The sequence below is a fragment of the Flagellimonas eckloniae genome (assembly GCF_001413955.1).
Classification (GTDB): Bacteria; Bacteroidota; Bacteroidia; order Flavobacteriales; family Flavobacteriaceae; genus Flagellimonas; species Flagellimonas eckloniae.
This window is the reverse complement of sequence record NZ_LCTZ01000002.1, coordinates 1,981,499-2,000,479: the sequence shown is the minus strand read 5'-3', so window position 1 is coordinate 2,000,479 and position 18,981 is coordinate 1,981,499. Positions and strand designations below refer to the sequence as shown.

Below are 18,981 nucleotides of genomic sequence, written 5' to 3'. Positions count from 1 at the left end.
TTACATTTGCCCAGAATTGGGTAGAAACGAATGTACCCATTTCTCCATGTTTCAAGAATTTTTGTTGATATTTTAGGGATTATAGTTGAAAAATAATATGCGTAAACTTGAAAACAGCGAGTTGGATAGATTGGATGTGGCTGGTTTTAAAAAGGCCGAAAAAAATCCGATCATTATAGTTTTGGACAATATTCGAAGCTTAAATAATATTGGATCTGTATTTAGAACAGCGGATGCTTTTTTGGTAAAGAAAGTATTCCTCTGCGGAATAACAGCGACCCCACCCCACAAGGACATTAGGAAAACTGCTTTGGGAGCCACAGAAAGTGTGGAGTGGGAGTACCGGCAGAATACTTTGGAACTGGTTCCAGAGCTTAAACGGCAGGGAGCACGTACAATTGCTGTGGAACAAGCTGAAAATGCAACAATGCTCAATGACTTCAACGTAGGGAATAACGAAACCGTGGCATTAATTTTTGGAAATGAGGTGAAAGGGGTTTCACAAGAAGTGGTCTCGGCTTGTGATTTAGTCCTTGAGATTCCTCAGTTTGGAACAAAACATTCATTGAATATTTCAGTAAGTGCAGGGGTAGTTGTATGGGATATATGGGCTAAACTCAGGGCCTCTAAAACAAAAAAGCCCTGAAAATTCAGGGCTAAACATATAGTTTGAGTTAGTTAGTTTCTCTTTTAGAGAGGCGCTAATAAAATAAAACCTTTTATAATTTCCAAACATTTTGCTAAAATTCTCTTAAAAAAGTAACTGCAGAATTTTTTCTTCGAGCCGTTCCAAGACGGTTTCATAATCTGCAGAATCGTTTACAAAATCTAAGTCGCTCAAATCCAAAATCATACTATTTTGGTTTGGATGCCCTTTTATAAAATCCATATATCCACGATTTATTTTTTCCAAATAAGAAGTGTCAATGTTTTGCTCGTAATCCCGACCCCGTTTTTTGATATTCGCCAATAGTCGTTCTGTATTTTGATAGAGGTACAAGTAAATTTCGGGTTTTTTCACCTCTTTGTACATGAAATTGAAGACCTTTTTATATAAATTAAATTCTTCTTCCTGTAATGTAATCTTTGCAAAGATTAGGGACTTGAAAATATCATAATCGCTGACCATAAAATTTTTAAAAAGATCAAACTGCGAAGTATCATCCGTAAATTGTTGATACCGATCAGCTAGAAAGGACATCTCCAAAGGAAAGGCATATCTGGGTTGGTCTTCATAAAATTTCGGCAAAAAAGGATTGTCTGCAAAACGCTCCAAAACCAATTTTGCATTAAAATCTTTTGCAATCATTTTGGATAGCGTTGTTTTTCCGGCTCCAATGTTTCCTTCAATAGCAAGAAACTGAAGCTGCGAAAAAAGTTCCAAACGATTCTTAAAAAGTTTGTATGATGTTTTCTTCAGTTGACTTCGGTCTTTACATTGCTGCAATAAATTGCGAATGTCTTTATTGAGAACCGGATGGTAATATTGCGGGGCAATATCAGCCAAGGGTTTTAGAACAAAATTCCTGCCTGCCATTCTTGGGTGCGGGATGGCCAATTCTTTTGAATCGATAATTTCATTTCCATAAAGAACAATATCAATATCCAAGGTTCTGGATTGATGTCCTTTTTGTTGTGATCTTTCCCGTCCAAAATCCTTCTCAATTTCCAAAAGGACCAAGAGCAATTCTGGTGGTGGTAATTTAGTATTTACAGAAATGCAGGCATTCAAAAAATCCTCTCCTTCAAAACCTACAGCTGGATTTTCATAAATTGAGGATACAGCGGTTACCTCACCAACTTTTTTTTGAATACGAAAAACAGCTTTTTGCAGTGTGGGATATCTATTGCCCAAGTTACTGCCCAATGAGAGATATGCTGTTTGTGTCTGACCCATAATCAAGAAAACAAAGTAAACAAAACAATACAACAATGGTTATATTTGACCTGAAAATAAATTTGATTGCATGAAGTTTTTGAGAAATCTATTGGCTGCCATTTTAGGATGTTTGATTGCTTTTGGAGTGTTATTTGGAATGTTTGTCATTTTTGCGGCTTTGATGGGAAATGCAGATGATGGGGTTGTAGTGAGCAAGAATTCCATATTGGAGTTGAGTTTTACAGAACCTATAAGGGATTATGTGGGTAGAGATGATTCTGACCCATTTGCGGCATTTTGGGATGACGAGGTAGGTTTGGATGATATTCTTCATGCCATTAAAGTGGCTAAAGAAGATACTAATATTGAAGGGATTAGTTTCACCACAAGTTTTTTGCAGGCAGGATTGGCTCAGGTTCAAGAGATAAGGAAAGCCTTATTGGATTTTAAATCAACAGGAAAGTTTATTTACGCCCATTCTGATTTTTACACCCAAAAAGACTACTATTTGGCAAGTGTGGCAGATGAAATGTACCTAAACCCGGTTGGTGCAATGGATTTTAAAGGATTGGCCACTGAAATATTGTTTTTTAAGGATTTGCAGGAGAAAATGGGCGTTAAAATGGAGGTGATTCGGCATGGAAAATATAAAAGCGCTGTAGAACCCTATTTGTCAAATACAATGAGTCCTGAGAATCGCATGCAGATAAAAGAACTTATCCAATCCCTTTGGGATACCATGATAGCTGATATTTCGGATTCCAGAAACATCACTGATGAGGATTTGAACATAATTGCGGATACTCTGGGTGGAAGAACACCAAAATATGCGGTAACATCCGGTCTTATTGATGGCAATCTTCATTTTGATGAATATGAAACATTGTTGATAGATAAAATGGGGCTTGAAGAAGATGCTGAGATCAGCTATGTTGAATTTAGGGACTATATTCAGGTAGCAAGAAAAAAAAGACTGCTGAGCGGAAAGGATAAAATTGCCGTGGTATATGCGCAAGGGGAAATTTATTACGGAGAAGGAGGGAAAGATTTTATTGGCCAAGGTTTGGTGGTCAGAGCCCTTCAAAAAGCGGTAGAAATTGAAAGCGTGAAAGCTATTGTTTTACGCGTAAATTCCCCAGGCGGTAGTGCCTTGGTTTCAGATATTATTTGGAGGGAAGTAGAACTTGCAAAAGAAGTAAAACCCGTTGTGGTTTCTTTTGGGAATGTTGCGGCCTCAGGCGGCTATTATATTGGAGTAGGTGGGGACAAGATTTTCGCTGAACCTACCACAATTACAGGCTCCATTGGTGTTTTTGGGACTATACCTAATGCCCATGAGCTGGCCGGAAATATTGGTATCAATGCAGAGCAAGTTGGGACGAATAAAAATTCTGTGGATTATTCGTTGTTTGAACCCTTGAGCGATTCATTCCGTGATGTGGTTCAGGAAGGGGTGGAAGATACCTACGAGGTGTTTTTGGAAAGAGTGGCTGCGGGAAGAAATATGAGCATTGCTGCTGTAGATTCCTTGGCACAAGGAAGAGTTTGGAGTGGGGTAGATGCCAAAGAAAATGGATTGATTGATGAACTGGGCAATTTGGATGATGCTATTGCCGCCGCTGCGGAAATGGCGGAATTGGATTCCTACGGAATACGCAAGTATCCAAAATACAAATCTGATTTTGAACGGCTTATGGAAGATTTAGGAGGTGCAAAAGTAAAAATAGGAGAGGCGCTTATCCAAGAAGAAATTGGAACGGAAGCGTATCAGTTTTTAAAGGAATTTAAGGAGATTACAAAGCAAAAGGGAATCCAGGCCAAAATGCCCTTTAGTTTAAACATCAAATAAGAAGATGACAATAAAGGACAAGCGTCTAGCATTTTCCATCTATCTATATTTAGGTGCATTGTTCATTACCTCATTAGTGGTTTCTAACCTTATTTTTCAAAAATTCTTTTATTGGAAACCCTTTGGCGATGTCACTATTTTAGGAGCTCCACTTTTTGAGGTTTCGGTAGGTATTTTACCGTATCCACTTACCTTTTTGATTACGGACTTGATTTCGGAAATTTTTGGAAAGAAAAAAGCAAATCAAATAGTGGTGGCCGGTATTTTTGCCTCTTTCTTTTCCTTGGCGATTGTTTACACTGCTTCTGCAGTTTCAGCTACAGATTGGTCGCCTGTATCCAATGAAATGTTCAAATCGGTTTTTGGAAATACCATAGTAGCTGTTTTTGCATCAATGATGGCCTATTTATTGGCTCAATTTGTTGATATACAGATTTATCACTTTTGGAAAAAGCTTACAAAAGGGAAATATTTGTGGCTTCGAAACAACTTTTCCACATTTTCCTCCCAGTTCATAGATACCTTTACCGTGGTGCTTTTGCTCTGTTCCTTTGGGGAAATTCCATGGAGTCTGTTTTATGGTTTGGTCATTAGTGGATTTGTCTTTAAAATTTTTATTGCTGCCTTGGACACCCCTTTGCTCTATTTGTTCGTATATCTAATGCGAAAAAGATTTAACTTAAAAATAGGGGAGGAAATACATCTAGATTAGTAGCTTCTTCTTTATTTTGTTGGAAAACACCCAAATATGAAGAAAAAAGTCCTAAAAATTACAGGAATAACCCTACTGACCATTATTGTACTTCTTGTTGCCCTTCCGCTACTTTTGAGTGGAAAGGTATCTGAAATCATAAAAAACAAGGCCAATAATAACATCAATGCTACCTTGGATTTTGATGAAGCCTATATTAATTTGCTCAAAAACTTTCCCAATGCAAATGTGGAATTAACGAATGTTTCATTGGTAAATAAGGCGCCTTTTGTTGGAGATACCCTGTTCGCCTCTGGACAGATTGAATTAAAAATGTCCATTAAGGAACTTTTTAAAACTGCGGAGGATCCTATTACCATCAAAAGTTTAAAACTGGATGCAGCAAGACTACATGTGAAGGTGGACGAAACTGAAAATGCCAATTATGACATTGCAAAAGAAAGTGAAGAGAGTGTTGAAACTTCTGCTGATGAAGCTTCTACCAATTTCACCTTGGCATTGGATGCATATGAAATTACCAACACAGAAATAATATATGATGATTTTGCCACAGGGATGCACTTGGTCATATCGGAAATGAACCATTTTGGAAATGGAGACCTTTCCCTAGAAACTTCGGAACTTAAGACCACTACAGATGCGCTGGTTTCTTTTGAAATGGATAGCACTAAATATCTAAACAAGAACAAGCTGTTTTTGGATGCAATTATTGGCATTGATTTAAAAAATAGCAAATACTCCTTTTTGGAAAATAAGGCCATGATCAATCAATTGCCATTGGTTTTTGATGGATTTGTGCAAGTAAATGAGGAAAATCAAGAAGTGGATGTCACTTTTAAGACACCTTCATCAGACTTCAAAAACTTTTTGGCGGTGATTCCGGAAGCCTACTCAAAAAACATTGAAGATGTCCAAACAACGGGTAATTTTGAAGTAAACGGTATGTTCAAGGGAATTGTGGATGATGAGCATATTCCAACCTTTAATATCAAAATAAACTCAGAAAATGCATCTTTCAAATATCCAGATTTACCCAAATCAGTTAGCAATGTTTTTATAGACACGGAAATCAACAATTCCACAGGGATAGTAGAAGATACCTATGTAGACATTAAAAAACTTTCCTTCAGTATAGATAAAGACAAGTTCAATCTAAATTCTAAGATTACGGATTTATTGGGAAATACCAAGGTAAACGCCCATATGGACGGGAGAATTAATCTTGCGAATCTCTCGCAAGCATATCCAGTACCGTCAGACTATAACCTAAAAGGTTTGCTTACGGCTGATGTGACCACGGCATTTGATATGGCCTCTCTGGAAAATGAACAATATCAAAATACCAAGACCAACGGTACAATGAAACTTTCTGGTTTTGAGTATGCATCCGAAGAACTTAAGAATCCGGTGGAAATAAGCACGGCAGCATTGACGTTTAATCCTGAAACGGTGTCTTTGAATTCGTTTGAAGGAAAAACAGGTAGTACGGATTTTAGTACTACTGGAACATTGACCAATTTATTAGGGTTTATGTTCAATGATGAGAATGTTGAAGGTGATTTTAAACTTTCCTCCAATACATTTGCTTTGAATGATTTCATGGTTGATGATGCGATTGATGAAGAAGGCACTGGGGATACCACACCATCGGAAACAGAGGAACGAATTAAGATTCCTTCATTTTTGGATTGTACTATTGATGCCTCAGCAAATACGGTTTTTTATGACAACCTAAGCTTAAAGAATGTTACAGGCACATTGATTATTAAGGATGAAGCTGCTACTTTGAAAGATTTAAAATCAGACCTTTTTGGCGGAACATTGGGTGTTGCAGGTACGGTATCTACCAAAGACGAGGTTTCTACTTTTGACATGGATTTGGGAATGAGCAATTTCAACATTAGCGAATCTTTTCAATCATTGGATTTGCTAAAAACCTTGGCGCCGTTGGCCAATGCCCTTCAAGGTAAAATAAATTCTGATATAAAAATTTCAGGAAATTTAAAAGAAGATATGACCCCTAATTTGGGAACTGTATCCGGATCTTTGCTTGCTGAATTACTTTCCACTAAGGTAGATGCCACAAATGCCCCTTTGTTATCGGCTTTGGATAGTAAACTCAGTTTTTTGAATACTGAAGATTTGGATTTGAGCGATTTAAAAACTGCTTTGAGTTTTGATAATGGTTCGGTAAACGTGAAACCCTTTACCGTAAACTATAAAGATATTGCTGTGAATATTGATGGTAGCCATACGTTTGATAAACAATTACAATATAAAGCAACCCTGGATGTGCCTGCAAAATATTTGGGCAGCGAGGTAAACAAGCTTATTGCACAGTTGGATGATTCGGATATGGAAAATTTGACGATACCTGTGACCGCCAATATTGGAGGTAATTATACAAGTCCGACCGTTAAAACAGATTTGAGTTCTGGTGTTTCCAAATTAACCACCCAATTGGTGGAAATACAAAAACAAAAGCTATTGAACCAAGGGAAAGACACTGCTAAAGATTTGATTTCGAATGTTTTTAAGAATGATGATACAGATTCTACCCAAACCAAATCATCCGGAGTTAAAGACGCTTTGGGATCCTTATTGGGCGGTTCCAAAAAAGACAGTACTTCGGCTGATTCTTCTGCGGTTAAAGAAGACCCCACTAAAAAAGCGGTAAACTCTGTTTTGGGTGGACTCTTTGGAAAAAAGAAAAAGGATACAGTAGAGTAGAAGCTTCAAAAACTTGGAAAAAGCAAAGGGCAATGCACATGCATTGCCCTTTGCTTTTAGTCGTTTGATACTATTCCTTTATTAAAATGTATTCATAGATTCCTACATCGTTTTTACTGGCGGAAAAGTGCAGTTGGTCTTCATTTAGAGAATATTCATAAGACCCATTAAGGATTAGGTTCCAATCAAAATCGGCAGTCCATATATTTTCATCAGAGAATTCAATGGTATTGTTCCCAAACTCAAACGCTCCATTTCCACCTGCAGGAAATCTGTTCAGTCCTGTAGAACTGGTATATTGTCCATTAGTAAAGGTGACCGTAACAGGATTCGATATTGTTTCTCCATTTGTGTATTCAACCGTGAAAACACCAGAAAACACCCCCTCCAGCTTAGCTGAATTTTCATTTCCACCATTGTCACTATCGCAACTTGAAAAAAATAGTAGCAATGCTAAAGAAAGTATTGTTGTTATTTTTAGATACATAGATTGAAATTTATAGCTTCAATAGCTAGACCTAAATTTGAGCGAATGGTTGCGTACTTTTTCGTTAGTGATCAGTTAAATATTACTTAACTTAGGTTGAGAGATACAAGGAATTATTCTGAAAAAACTTTGAATTTTTTATTTAAGAAATAATCGACTTCAATTATCGCTTGTGTTCTGGACTGTCAAATCCAGCTTTGCAACCTGCTTCCCATTCGTCCGGTAAGTTTCCATAGGCCGGAACACCTCCATTGTCTTTGAGCATTCTGGCCAAGTGAAGACAGTTCCACACCAAAAATGTGGTGTTTCTGTTTGTAAAATCGTTTTCTAATCCTCCAGAGCCTTCATCCATATAGGAAGGGCCAGGGCCTGCTTCTCCCATCCAACCGGCATCTGCCTGTGGGGGAACGGTATATCCAATATGTGAGAGTGAAAACAAAATATTCATAGCGCAATGTTTAACACCATCTTCGTTTCCCGTTATAAGTGTAGCACCAACTTTTCCATAATCCCTGTATTGGCCTTTATCATTAAATTGATGCGTGTACCCATACATTCTTTCCAGCGTCCTATTGCAAACAGACGATTTTTCACCTAACCAGACAGATGTGCACACAATCAAAACATCACAGGCATCGACTTCTTTTTGAATCAGTGGCCAATCATCCTTATCCCATTCTGGCGTTTTGGACATATCCAGACCCAATCCGGCAGGAATTACATAATCAACAGGTCTAATAACCTTTGTTTTGGCTCCATTGGCTTCAAAAATATTCTGTGCCACTTTTATCAATCCTTCAGTATGCGATAATACAGGGGTTCTATTTAATGTGCAGTTGAGGAACAACACTTTAATGTCATCATATTTTGCAGGAGGTGTTTCGCAATGTGATGCGGTGATTTTTTTTAATTGATCGCTCATCTTGATTGGTTTTTATGTTTGGTTCTGACAAAATTGCCATTGACCCTTTATTTCCAAAGTCTAATTAATGGTCGTCATTTTTATTCAAAACTTTCGGAGGAGGTTTGATTCGAAGAATCCTCGTTGTATATATTCAATTAATACCTATCCCCACATAATACCCCTCATTACCACGGATATTAAAAACGGTATTGTCATCAAAAATTAGGTATTGTCCTTTTAGCCCTTTTAAAACACCTGTATAGCTTGGGGTTTTGTCAAGATTTAAGCTTTTTACCTTTTCTGGGTATTCCAGTACAGGAAAGTCCAATTGTGTTTCTGTGTTTTCGCCCAAAAAGTACTCTGAAGCCTCTTCAGGAATACTGGATTGTAATTTGTTGCGCCATTCTACCAAATTCACATCTTCAACCCGGTTCGTCAACATTTTTTGCCAACTGGTCTTATCACTTACATGTTCTTTTAGGGCAACTTCAGTAATTCCTGCCAGATATCTATTGGGAGCCTCAACAATTTCAATGGCCTCATGGGCGCCTTGATCTATCCAACGAGTGGGCACTTGGGTTTTTCGGGTAACCCCAACCTTAACATTACTGGAGTTTGCCAAGTATACAATATGTGGCTGTAACTGCACTTTTTTCTCATACTCTAAATCTCGGTCTTCCTTATCCAGATGTGCAGTACTCAATTCTGGTTTCATGATCCAATCCCCGGCCAATGGTGTTTCGTAGAAACACGATTTACAAAATCCCATTCGGTAAATCGGTTTTTCTTTTCCACAGTTAAGACATTGGAACTTAATAAAATCAATTGTCAGTTCTTTGTTCAATAACTGGTTCATATTTAGAAAATCGTTTTCAAAGACCAAATAATATTGAATTGGATTTCCTATTTCAGTCTGCATTTTGCGCAGTACTCCCTCGTAAAGCATAATGGAATGGATATGTTTAAAGCTTATTTGAAAATGAACGTTAGATACCCTATTTTAGCTAATGCACCTAACTAAATTCTAGGTTAAAGATACCTAAAATGCCAATACCTTTATTTAACTCCATTGCTTCTTGGCTTTTAAAAAAGCGATACCATCAAATTGAACTTTTCTTAAAGTATCCGTTGGATGTACAGGATGAGGTACTACGGCATTTGGTCGATTTTTCTAAAGATACCATGCTGGGAAAACAGTATGGATTCAGTGATATAACTACCTATGAAGATTTTGCCAATAGGGTGCCAATTGTGAACTACGAAGCTATTGCTCCACTAATAGAAAGAGCTAGAAAAGGGGAGCAAAATTTATTCTGGCCAACTGCCATTAAATGGTTTGCCAAAAGCAGTGGTACTACAAACGCCAAAAGTAAGTTTATTCCCGTTAGCACCGAAGCCTTGGAAGATTGTCACTACAAATCGAGCAAAGACCTACTCTGCTTATATCTGAACAACAACGAGAATTCCCAGTTGTTCAATGGCAAAAGTCTTAGGCTGGGAGGCAGCAAGGAACTTTATGAGGATAATGGTACTTTCTTTGGGGACCTTTCGGCTATTTTAATTGATAATATGCCCCTTTGGGCCGAATATAGCAGTACACCAAGCAATAAAGTCTCCCTAATGAGTGAATGGGAGTCTAAATTGGAGGCAATCATCGAGGAAAGCATTCATGAGAATGTAACAAGTTTGGCTGGAGTACCTTCATGGATGTTGGTACTGCTAAATGATGTATTGGAAAAAACCGGAAAGAACCATTTATTTGAGATTTGGGAAAATTTAGAGGTTTATTTTCATGGAGGAGTAAGTTTTGCTCCCTATAAGGATCAATATAAAAAGCTGCTTCCAAGAAGAAGTTTTAATTATTATGAAACCTATAATGCTTCCGAGGGATTTTTTGCCATTCAAGATCGAAACAACTCTGAAGACTTATTGTTGATGTTGGATTATGGCATTTTTTACGAGTTTATCCCTATGGATACCTATAAAAAGGAAGAAGTTGCATTGCCACTTTGGGAGGTAAAGTTGGGTGTAAACTATGCAGTAGTTATTACTACAAATGGAGGTTTGTGGCGATACAAGATTGGAGATACGGTACGATTTACATCCATAAGTCCATATAGAATACGAATAACAGGGAGGACCAAGCACCATATCAATGCTTTTGGAGAGGAGCTAATAATAGAAAACGCTGAGGAAGCATTACGGCGCGTGTGCCAAAAGACAGATTCTAAGATTATGGACTATACGGCGGCACCGGTTTTTATGAAAGGAAGCGAAAAAGGTGCCCACGAATGGATTATTGAGTTTAGAACGCCACCAAGGGATATTGACTACTTTACCGAATTTTTGGACAATGCCCTAAAATCTTTAAACTCCGATTATGAGGCAAAACGATACAATAATACCACCTTAAGAATGCCAAAAGTACATGTGGCTCGCACCAATTTATTTCATGATTGGTTAAAATCGAAGAACAAATTAGGCGGTCAACATAAGATTCCAAGACTTTCCAATGAGCGTGCATACATTGAGGAATTATTGCTACTGAATACAGATGTCAAACAAGGTTGAAGATACCCTCTTGATTTTAAGTAATTCACGAAAACGTTTTCGTATAATCTTACCTTTTATCGAACGATTTTTTCTTTTTAACAAATAAATATGAATTTTGGGCGTTAATTACTGAAGTTTGAAACAAATATTTTAGTTCCCTTCTCTTAAAATAAACTAATCATCAAACTAAAGAATTGACTTATGGCAGAAAAATTAGTTGTCTTATCAGATATGTGGGGCGTTAAAAAAGGCCTTTGGATAACCTCTTATTTTGGATATCTTCAGCAGTACTACGATATTGCTTTTTATGATTGTCAACAGCTTGGGAACATCGATGTTCCAGTTTCTACTGAAAAAAATGTCCATAATGCATTTGTTGAAGGTGGAATTGATACTGCGGTTGCTCATTTATTAAAAAAGGAAACAGAGGCAAGTCACTATTTGGCTTTCAGTACCGGAGGAACTATTGCTTGGAAAGCGGCTTTAAAAGGATTGCCAATGAAATCCTTAACTGCAATATCGCCAACACGAATTAGATTGGATGATGCAAAGCCAAACATTCCATTGAATTTGATTTTTGGTGAACGCGACGATTTTAAACCGGGTTCTAAATGGGCTCAAAAACTTGAAGTTGACTTAAATATTATTCCAAATTTTGGTCACCAATTGTATTCTGATGAAAAGATAATTGCGGAAGTTTGTTTAGACCTTCTGGAAAAAGTAACAAAAAAAGCAGTCTAATTTAAGAGACTGCTTTTAATTTTTTAATGGTTTCGTGAGAAAGCTTTTCCTCTGCGTAAGCTTTTGTAACCTTAAACTCTTTTTCGTCACTACTCGGAAGCGAGAACATAGCATCGGTAAATACGGCTTCGCATAAAGAACGCAGTCCTCTGGCACCCAATTTATATTCCACAGCCTTTTGTACAATATAGGTGAGAGCCTGTTCGGTAATACTGAATTTTATCCCATCCATACCGAAAAGCTTTTCATATTGCTTTATGATAGCATTTTTTGGTTCCGTAAGAATGGCCCGTAATGTTTTTGTATCCAAAGGATTCATATGGGTCAGCACGGGAAGTCTACCTATTATTTCCGGAATAAGTCCAAAATCCTTTAAATCTTTTGGAATGATATATTGAAGAATATTTTCATTATCCAATCTATCTTCCGCTTTGGATGCACTATAACCAACAGCCTGCATATTCAATCGCTTGGTGATAATGCGTTCAACACCATCAAAAGCGCCACCAGCAACAAAAAGAATATTTTCAGTATTTACCTCGATGAATTTTTGGTCCGGGTGTTTACGACCTCCCTTTGGAGGAACATTTACAACGGTGCCTTCCAATAGTTTTAGAAGTCCTTGCTGCACCCCTTCACCAGAAACATCTCGGGTAATGGACGGATTATCACTTTTACGGGCTATTTTATCTATCTCATCAATAAAAACAATACCTCTTTCTGCTTTTTCCAGATTATAATCGGCAGCCTGTAACAATCTGGTCAAAATGCTTTCCACATCTTCTCCAACATATCCAGCTTCCGTAAGCACGGTGGCATCTACAATGGCCAAAGGCACATTGAGCATACGGGCTATGGTTTTGGCAATAAGGGTCTTACCTGTCCCTGTTTGCCCAACCATTACTATATTACTTTTTTGAATTTCAATATCGTCCTCTTTGCTTTTGGCTTGTAAAAGACGCTTGTAATGATTGTAAACAGCAACGGACATCACTTTCTTGGTTCGCTCTTGTCCTATGACAAATGTGTCCAAGAAATCCCTGATTTCCATTGGTTTTTTTAAAACCAATTCTGAGGAAAGGTCTTGATTTTTGGATTGTTTGGATTCTTCCGCAACAATACTATGGGCTTGTTCAATACATCTATCACAAATATGGGCATCCAGACCAGCTATTAAAAGATTGGTTTCCGGTTTTTTTCTACCACAAAATGAACACTCCAAATTTTCCTTTGCCATATACAATCAGCATATAAAGTTGAACCACTAATAACGTAAAAAAACACGATTTGGTTTACGCCAAACCACTGTTTTTAACTTATTTGTTCGGATTTAGGACTTTTCCCTTACTAAAATCTCATCAATCATCCCATATTTCTTTGCTTCCTCAGCCTTCATCCAGTAATCGCGATCACTGTCTTCATAGACTTTATCAAAGGTTTGCCCAGAGTGGTTTGATATAATTTGATATAGTTCGTCTTTTATCTTAAGAACTTCTTTCGCCGCAATTTCTATATCACTTGCTTGTCCTTGCGCCCCAGAGAGCGGTTGATGGATCATGACTCTAGAGTGGGTCAATCCACTTCTTTTGCCTTCATGACCAGCACACAGCAATACAGCGGCCATTGATGCGGCAATACCTGTACAAATGGTTGCTACGTCTGGCTTAATAAATTGCATGGTATCATAAATGCCTAAGCCAGCGTAAACACTTCCACCAGGGGAATTAATATAAATTTGAATGTCTTTGACAGCATCAGCACTTTCAAGAAAAAGTAGCTGTGCCTGAACAATATTGGCAACCTGATCATTTATACCAGTGCCTAAAAAAATGATACGGTCCATCATCAATCTTGAAAAAACATCCATTGCAATTGCATTAAGTTGTCTTTCTTCAATGATATTTGGTGTCATATTCATGGGGTACATACTACTCATTATCTGATCGTAGTACATACTGTTTATTCCATGATGTTTGGTTGCGTATTTTTTGAATTCTGTTCCGTAATCCATGGGATTTTATTCGATTTTGCTTAAAAAAAAGGTGCCGAAAATTCAACTTTCCGGCACCGTAAAGATACTTAATTTTCTTTTAGCTTGAATTTAGCTGTAGGCTTCCTTTACAAAGTCATCATAGGTAACTTCTTTTACCTTCAGATTGGCTTTTTCCTTGTAAAAATCCAATAACTTCTGACTCATTAATTGTTCCGAAAGTCTTTTTACTTCATCTTGGTTGCTCATCACTCGCATTGCGATATTTTCCAATTCTTCTTCTTGAGGATCTAAATGACCATATTGAGCCATTTGTGATTTGATGAAACCTTTGGAAAACTCCTTTAATTCATCCATTTGGACTTGAAGGTCATTCTCTTTAATGATTTTACCCTCAATCAATTGGTAACGAAGACCTTTTTCAGATTTTTCAAACTCTTCCTTGGCCTCATCATCAGAAAGTGGGTTCTCTCCACTGATTTGAATCCATTTTCTTAGAAAATCTGCTGGAAGGTCAAACTTGGTGTTATCAATCAGTTTCTCCGTAATATCGTTCAACAATTTTTGATCAGATTGCTGCTCAAATTGTTTTTCAGAGTCTTCCTTGATTTTTTCCTTTAATTCTTTTTCAGATTTCACATTGTCCTTTCCAAACAATTTGTCGAACAATTCTTGGTCAAGGGTTGCAGGTTCACGCTCATTTACTTCTTCAATGGTAAATGAAACTTCAATATTCAACTTTTCTGCCTTTTCCCTATCAATTCCAAGCGCACTGGAAAGCAAGTAATCTTCTTTGAACAAACCTTTTGTTTTCAAGGATACAGATTCTCCAACTTTTTTACTTACAAGTGCATCAACAGCCTTTTTGCTTTTAATTTTGTCAAGCTCAATGGTCGTTTTATGCTCTATTTCTTCAGCTTCATTGGTGAAAGTTCCTGTAACTTCATCCAATTTACCAACTTCAGCTTTAGAGATTAATTTACCATATTGTTTTTGAATACGCTCTACCTGCTCTTCAATCATTTTCTTGTCAGCAACAATCTTATACTGGGTAATTGCCTTTTTGGTTTTCACCTGGACATCAAAACTTGGCGCCAGACCTAACTCAAATTCAAAATCAAGATTGTCACTTTCCCAATCAAAATTCTCCTGTTGTTTTGGTAATGGATTTCCCAAAACGTCCAATTTTTCCTCTGTAAGATATTTGTTGAGGTTATCCTGTAGCAACTTGTTTACTTCGTCAACCAAAACGGCCTTCCCGTATTGTTTTTTTATCAGACCCATGGGTACTTGTCCCTTGCGAAAACCGGGTATATTGGCCTGTTTTCTATAGTCCTTAAGGATATTTTCTACTTTATCCTGATAATCTTCTTTGTTTATGGCAACTTTTACAACTGCATTAAGCTCGTCAATCTGCTCTTTTGTAATATTCATCTCCTACCTAATTTGCTATTCAAAAATGGGTGGCAAAAGTAATGCATTTTCCGTTTGAGAGCAACTTTTTAAAGTGCTGAATTCCAAACAAAATCATTTCTTTTTATCCTCTTTTAAAATAGAGTGTAAAATTGACTGTAAAAAGGAGAGGAGTAAACTAAAAAGTATGGCCCACCAAATGCTGGTAACATGAAATCCTGAAATAAAATCAGCTGCTATTAAGATGATAATAGCATTGATAATTAAAAGGAAGAGCCCAAGCGTAATTATAGTAATTGGCAGTGTTAGGATTACCAAAATAGGTTTGACGACAAAGTTTAGTATACTCAGAACTAGTGCAACAATAATTGCGGTTGTGATGGAATCTACACCAACACCTGGCAGCACATAAGATAAAATAACTACTGCCAATGCATTTAAAAGGAGTCTTAAAATTAGTTTCATTAGATTAAAATGTTAAGGGATTCATTTAAGATACTGAAATAAATTTTATGTGTTGAGAAACTCAAGTGACTTTTCAAAAAACTGTTTTGGGTTTTCGGCATGAAGCCAATGTCCGGCATTGTCAATGGTTTCTATGGTAGCTTTTGGAAAATGTTTTGTTATCTCAGGATAGTCTCGAGGCAAAATATATTCCGAGCGATCACCTCGAAGAAATAAGGTTGGCCCATCATATGAGGCTATAGAGCTTATATTCTCCCCAATTTCGTCCATTTTGTCTTTTAGCACTTCAAAATTGAATCGGAGGCCCAGCTTGCCTTGTTCCACCCAGAAGAGGTTTTTTAATAAAAATTGACGTATTCCCGTTTCCCGGATATGGTTTGAAAGTTCTTCATCTGCCTCTTTTCGGGAAGAGATTTTGCTGAAATCCAATTTGGCTAAGGCGTCGATTATAGGTTGATGATGGGGAGGGTAATATTTGGGAGAAATATCTGCAACAATCAACTTGCTTACCAACTTTTTGTTTGTTGTGGCCAATTGCATTGCCGTTTTTCCTCCCATCGAATGACCAATTAAATGTGTGTTTTCAATTTGAAAATGGTCCATGTAATTTACAATGTCCTCACTCAATATATAGTAATCAAAATCAGGTGAATGAAAACTTTTTCCATGATTGCGCTGGTCAATAAGATGCACTTGATAACCATTTTGCGCAAATTGATTCCCAAGTGTTTTCCAATTATCGGACATGCCCAAAAAGCCATGTAAAATAAATAATGGCTTTCCTTCGCCCAATATTTTTGAATGTAACAACTCCATTATTTTAAACGATGTAAGTACATATTAATCACATTTTCCAACCCAAGATATAGGGATTCACAGATTAACGCATGCCCAATTGAAACTTCAAATAAATTGGGAATATGTTCTTTGAAGAATTTGATATTGTCCAAACTAAGATCATGGCCAGCATTTATACCTAAACCTAGTTTGTTGGCCATTTTTGCGGCATCAATAAAAGGTTGAATGCTTTCAGTTTTCTTTCCTTCAGAAAATTCTTTGGCAAAACTTTCGGTATACAACTCAATTCTGTCTGTTCCAGTTTCAGCCGCCCCTTTTACCATATCAACATCTGGATCCACAAAAATTGAAGTGCGGATTCCATAGTCTTTAAAAGTTTTTATCACTTCGATTAAAAAATCTTTGTGTTTTATCGTATTCCATCCTGCATTTGATGTGATAGCGTCTTCAGCATCAGGAACCAGGGTAACCTGGGTTGGTTTTATAGTAAGGACCATATCCATAAACTTTGGTATAGGATTTCCTTCAATATTATATTCCGTAGTCACTACCCCTTTTAAGTCATGGGCATCTTGATAGCGAATATGGCGTTCATCTGGTCTAGGATGAACGGTTATGCCTTGGGCTCCAAAAGATTCAATGTCCGTAGCTGATTTCAACAAATTAGGCACATTGCCACCTCTGGAGTTTCTTAAGGTTGCCAATTTATTGATGTTGACACTTAATTTAGTCATGGAGTTGCATTTTTGATTAGCAAAAATAAGCATTAGGCACACCTTTTGCGATTTAAAATTAGTATTTTGCAACCAATAAAAAGTAATGCAAATCCAGAATCAAATAATAAGCACTGTACCTATTTTTGAGGTCTCTGAGACTTTGAAGGAAGTTATTCAATTTTTTGAGGAAACAACATTTTCACATGTTGCAATTACTGAGAATGGATTTTATATTGGGTTGTTATCTGAAAACGATTTACCCTGTTTTGAGCCCGATAAAAAGATTGAGGATTTTCGATTTGAACTGGAAACCTTTCATGTTACAAAGGAAACAGCTTGGTTAGATGTATTGGAAATGTTCTCTAGAAACGAGGCTAACATTCTCCCAGTATTGGACGAGAACAAGGTAATCGTTGGTTACTACGATTTGGAAGATGTAGTTGCTGTATTTATAGATACTCCATTTTTTAAAGAACCCGGAGGAATTCTTGTAGTGGCCACGGGAGAAAAAGATTATTCTTTCAGTGAGATTGCCCAAATAGTGGAAAGTAATAATGCGCGTTTGCTGGGGGCTTTCATTACAGATTCCCAAAATGATGTGGTGCAAATAACCCTAAAGGTTGGAACAATGAATCTCAACGAAGTGGCTCAAACTTTTAGAAGATATAACTACACCATAATCTTTGGAAATAGCGATGATCAGTTCCTGGAGGATTTAAAGCAACGATCAGATTATTTAGAGAAATACCTTAACGTTTAGCATGAAAGTCGCAATCTATGGACAGGCCTTTCAAGAGCAGGACAAGGTTTATGTTGCTGCACTTTTGGATGAATTAAAGGGAGTTCACGCCTCTGTTTTTATAGAAGAAGATTTTCTTCAAATAATAGCCAAACATATTCCGGATTGTGACTATGGAACTTTCTCCCAAACTTCAGGATTGGACAGTTCATTTGATATGTTTGTTAGCTTTGGAGGAGATGGCACCATGTTAAGAGCGGTTACTTATATTCAAGATTTAGGAATACCAATAGTTGGAGTAAATACTGGGCGACTTGGGTTTTTATCTACCTTTAAAAAGGAAGACGTTCGGAAAGTTGTGACAGAATTTACAGCCGGACATTACACTATTGAAGAACGAACTTTGGTTGAGGTGAGTTTAAATTCTGATTTAAATACATTTGGTGACCTTAACTTCGCCTTGAATGAAATTACGGTCAGTCGTAAGGATACTACTTCCATGATTGCTGTCGAAACTTATCTGAATGATGAATATTTAACATCGTATTGGTCAGATGGATTGATAGTTTCCACACCAACAGGCTCAACCGGATATTCATTGAGCTGTGGTGGTCCAGTAATTGCGCCATCTGCAAAATCCTTGGTTTTAACGCCGATTGCCCCCCATAATCTGAATGCAAGGCCTTTTGTGATTTCAGATGATACTACCATAAGGTTAAAAGTTTCAGGTAGGGAGGAAAACCATTTGGTGTCTCTGGACTCTAGAATTGCCACAATTACCAACGGGACGGAAATCAGAATAAGAAAATCGGATTTCACTATAAAAATGATAGAATATAAATCGGAAAGTTTCTTAAAAACACTTCGTAAAAAACTACTCTGGGGACAGGATAAACGCAATTGAACCTGTCAAAAACAATAAAACAGGTTAAAAACTGTTTATCAAAAGAGAACATACATAACAATATACCTTATTGACCTTCCTTTACCTCTAACATGTATAAT

General features: G+C 37.1%; 18 protein-coding genes. 8 read left to right on the top strand and 10 right to left on the bottom strand.

Going from position 1 to position 18,981, the window contains the following annotated elements:
- Positions 1-97 precede the first annotated feature (97 nt).
- A complete protein-coding gene (locus tag AAY42_RS08535; protein WP_055394221.1) occupies positions 98-646 on the top strand; it encodes an RNA methyltransferase in 549 nt (182 codons plus the stop codon).
- A gap of 105 nt (positions 647-751) precedes the next feature.
- Here AAY42_RS08535 and folK read toward each other — a convergent pair whose 3' ends face one another.
- On the bottom strand, positions 752-1,897 hold the full coding sequence (gene folK, locus AAY42_RS08530) for a 2-amino-4-hydroxy-6-hydroxymethyldihydropteridine diphosphokinase (protein ID WP_055394219.1): 1,146 nt from the start codon (positions 1,895-1,897) through the stop codon (positions 752-754).
- A 70-nt stretch (positions 1,898-1,967) separates the two neighbouring features.
- Here folK and sppA point away from each other — a divergent pair, with 70 nt between their 5' ends.
- From sppA to AAY42_RS08515, 3 genes are read left to right on the top strand one after another with little or no spacing between them, the layout of a single operon-like run.
- Positions 1,968-3,728 (top strand): signal peptide peptidase SppA, encoded by a 1,761-nt coding sequence (sppA, locus tag AAY42_RS08525; RefSeq protein ID WP_055394218.1) that lies wholly within the window; start codon positions 1,968-1,970, stop codon positions 3,726-3,728.
- A gap of 4 nt (positions 3,729-3,732) precedes the next feature.
- Complete coding sequence (locus AAY42_RS08520) at positions 3,733-4,440, top strand: queuosine precursor transporter (protein ID WP_055394216.1); 708 nt, start codon at positions 3,733-3,735, stop codon at positions 4,438-4,440.
- 36 nt (positions 4,441-4,476) lie between these two features.
- Positions 4,477-7,170: an AsmA-like C-terminal region-containing protein gene (locus tag AAY42_RS08515; protein ID WP_055394214.1), complete on the top strand. Its 2,694-nt coding sequence runs from the start codon at positions 4,477-4,479 to the stop codon at positions 7,168-7,170.
- Positions 7,171-7,240: 70 nt separating this feature from the next.
- Here the strand turns inward: AAY42_RS08515 and AAY42_RS08510 are convergent, their stop codons facing one another.
- From AAY42_RS08510 to AAY42_RS08500, 3 genes are all read right to left on the bottom strand, one after another.
- Positions 7,241-7,657, bottom strand: coding sequence for a carbohydrate-binding protein (locus AAY42_RS08510; RefSeq protein ID WP_055394212.1), 417 nt, complete (start codon positions 7,655-7,657; stop codon positions 7,241-7,243).
- A 163-nt stretch (positions 7,658-7,820) separates the two neighbouring features.
- On the bottom strand, positions 7,821-8,579 hold the full coding sequence (locus tag AAY42_RS08505; RefSeq protein WP_055394210.1) for a flavodoxin family protein: 759 nt from the start codon (positions 8,577-8,579) through the stop codon (positions 7,821-7,823).
- A gap of 133 nt (positions 8,580-8,712) precedes the next feature.
- Entirely contained in the window at positions 8,713-9,507 is a 795-nt protein-coding gene (locus tag AAY42_RS08500) for a DUF2797 domain-containing protein (protein ID WP_055394208.1), read from the bottom strand.
- Positions 9,508-9,605: 98 nt separating this feature from the next.
- Between AAY42_RS08500 and AAY42_RS08495 the strand changes: the two genes are divergently transcribed.
- Both AAY42_RS08495 and AAY42_RS08490 read left to right on the top strand, forming a co-directional pair.
- Positions 9,606-11,132: a GH3 auxin-responsive promoter family protein gene (locus AAY42_RS08495; protein ID WP_055394207.1), complete on the top strand. Its 1,527-nt coding sequence runs from the start codon at positions 9,606-9,608 to the stop codon at positions 11,130-11,132.
- Positions 11,133-11,315: 183 nt separating this feature from the next.
- Positions 11,316-11,855 carry a dienelactone hydrolase family protein gene (locus AAY42_RS08490; RefSeq protein WP_055394205.1) on the top strand — a complete coding sequence of 180 codons (540 nt, stop codon included), beginning with the start codon at positions 11,316-11,318 and terminating at the stop codon, positions 11,853-11,855.
- 1 nt (position 11,856) lies between these two features.
- On the opposite strand, the gene clpX is transcribed toward AAY42_RS08490, so the two are convergent.
- The 6 genes from clpX to AAY42_RS08460 form a co-directional block, all read right to left on the bottom strand.
- A complete protein-coding gene (gene clpX, locus AAY42_RS08485) occupies positions 11,857-13,092 on the bottom strand; it encodes an ATP-dependent Clp protease ATP-binding subunit ClpX (RefSeq protein ID WP_055394203.1) in 1,236 nt (411 codons plus the stop codon).
- A gap of 93 nt (positions 13,093-13,185) precedes the next feature.
- Entirely contained in the window at positions 13,186-13,866 is a 681-nt protein-coding gene (gene clpP / locus AAY42_RS08480) for an ATP-dependent Clp endopeptidase proteolytic subunit ClpP (RefSeq protein WP_055394201.1), read from the bottom strand.
- Between the two features lie 90 nt (positions 13,867-13,956).
- On the bottom strand, positions 13,957-15,279 hold the full coding sequence (tig, locus tag AAY42_RS08475; protein ID WP_055394199.1) for a trigger factor: 1,323 nt from the start codon (positions 15,277-15,279) through the stop codon (positions 13,957-13,959).
- A gap of 93 nt (positions 15,280-15,372) precedes the next feature.
- A complete protein-coding gene (locus AAY42_RS08470) occupies positions 15,373-15,723 on the bottom strand; it encodes a phage holin family protein (protein ID WP_055394198.1) in 351 nt (116 codons plus the stop codon).
- A gap of 45 nt (positions 15,724-15,768) precedes the next feature.
- Positions 15,769-16,539 carry an alpha/beta fold hydrolase gene (locus tag AAY42_RS08465; RefSeq protein ID WP_055394195.1) on the bottom strand — a complete coding sequence of 257 codons (771 nt, stop codon included), beginning with the start codon at positions 16,537-16,539 and terminating at the stop codon, positions 15,769-15,771.
- A complete protein-coding gene (locus AAY42_RS08460) occupies positions 16,539-17,255 on the bottom strand; it encodes a pyridoxine 5'-phosphate synthase (protein WP_055394193.1) in 717 nt (238 codons plus the stop codon). Before AAY42_RS08460 ends, AAY42_RS08465 begins: the two co-directional genes overlap by 1 nt.
- Before the next feature lie 85 nt (positions 17,256-17,340).
- On the opposite strand from AAY42_RS08460, the gene AAY42_RS08455 reads away from it, so the two are divergent.
- Both AAY42_RS08455 and AAY42_RS08450 read left to right on the top strand, forming a co-directional pair.
- Positions 17,341-17,997 carry a CBS domain-containing protein gene (locus AAY42_RS08455; RefSeq protein WP_055394191.1) on the top strand — a complete coding sequence of 219 codons (657 nt, stop codon included), beginning with the start codon at positions 17,341-17,343 and terminating at the stop codon, positions 17,995-17,997.
- A gap of 1 nt (position 17,998) precedes the next feature.
- A complete protein-coding gene (locus AAY42_RS08450; protein ID WP_055394189.1) occupies positions 17,999-18,880 on the top strand; it encodes an NAD kinase in 882 nt (293 codons plus the stop codon).
- Positions 18,881-18,981: the final 101 nt, after the last annotated feature.

What these genes read in the sequence shown, in the direction of transcription:
- AAY42_RS08535 (WP_055394221.1), top strand. Translation starts at nt 98, where the DNA reads ATGCGTAAACTTGAAAACAGCGAGTTGGATAGATTGGATGTGGCTGGT.
- folK (WP_055394219.1), bottom strand. Translation starts at nt 1,897, where the DNA reads ATGGGTCAGACACAAACAGCATATCTCTCATTGGGCAGTAACTTGGGC.
- sppA (WP_055394218.1), top strand. Translation starts at nt 1,968, where the DNA reads ATGAAGTTTTTGAGAAATCTATTGGCTGCCATTTTAGGATGTTTGATT.
- AAY42_RS08520 (WP_055394216.1), top strand. Translation starts at nt 3,733, where the DNA reads ATGACAATAAAGGACAAGCGTCTAGCATTTTCCATCTATCTATATTTA.
- AAY42_RS08515 (WP_055394214.1), top strand. Translation starts at nt 4,477, where the DNA reads ATGAAGAAAAAAGTCCTAAAAATTACAGGAATAACCCTACTGACCATT.
- AAY42_RS08510 (WP_055394212.1), bottom strand. Translation starts at nt 7,657, where the DNA reads ATGTATCTAAAAATAACAACAATACTTTCTTTAGCATTGCTACTATTT.
- AAY42_RS08505 (WP_055394210.1), bottom strand. Translation starts at nt 8,579, where the DNA reads ATGAGCGATCAATTAAAAAAAATCACCGCATCACATTGCGAAACACCT.
- AAY42_RS08500 (WP_055394208.1), bottom strand. Translation starts at nt 9,507, where the DNA reads ATGCTTTACGAGGGAGTACTGCGCAAAATGCAGACTGAAATAGGAAAT.
- AAY42_RS08495 (WP_055394207.1), top strand. Translation starts at nt 9,606, where the DNA reads ATGCCAATACCTTTATTTAACTCCATTGCTTCTTGGCTTTTAAAAAAG.
- AAY42_RS08490 (WP_055394205.1), top strand. Translation starts at nt 11,316, where the DNA reads ATGGCAGAAAAATTAGTTGTCTTATCAGATATGTGGGGCGTTAAAAAA.
- clpX (WP_055394203.1), bottom strand. Translation starts at nt 13,092, where the DNA reads ATGGCAAAGGAAAATTTGGAGTGTTCATTTTGTGGTAGAAAAAAACCG.
- clpP (WP_055394201.1), bottom strand. Translation starts at nt 13,866, where the DNA reads ATGGATTACGGAACAGAATTCAAAAAATACGCAACCAAACATCATGGA.
- tig (WP_055394199.1), bottom strand. Translation starts at nt 15,279, where the DNA reads ATGAATATTACAAAAGAGCAGATTGACGAGCTTAATGCAGTTGTAAAA.
- AAY42_RS08470 (WP_055394198.1), bottom strand. Translation starts at nt 15,723, where the DNA reads ATGAAACTAATTTTAAGACTCCTTTTAAATGCATTGGCAGTAGTTATT.
- AAY42_RS08465 (WP_055394195.1), bottom strand. Translation starts at nt 16,539, where the DNA reads ATGGAGTTGTTACATTCAAAAATATTGGGCGAAGGAAAGCCATTATTT.
- AAY42_RS08460 (WP_055394193.1), bottom strand. Translation starts at nt 17,255, where the DNA reads ATGACTAAATTAAGTGTCAACATCAATAAATTGGCAACCTTAAGAAAC.
- AAY42_RS08455 (WP_055394191.1), top strand. Translation starts at nt 17,341, where the DNA reads ATGCAAATCCAGAATCAAATAATAAGCACTGTACCTATTTTTGAGGTC.
- AAY42_RS08450 (WP_055394189.1), top strand. Translation starts at nt 17,999, where the DNA reads ATGAAAGTCGCAATCTATGGACAGGCCTTTCAAGAGCAGGACAAGGTT.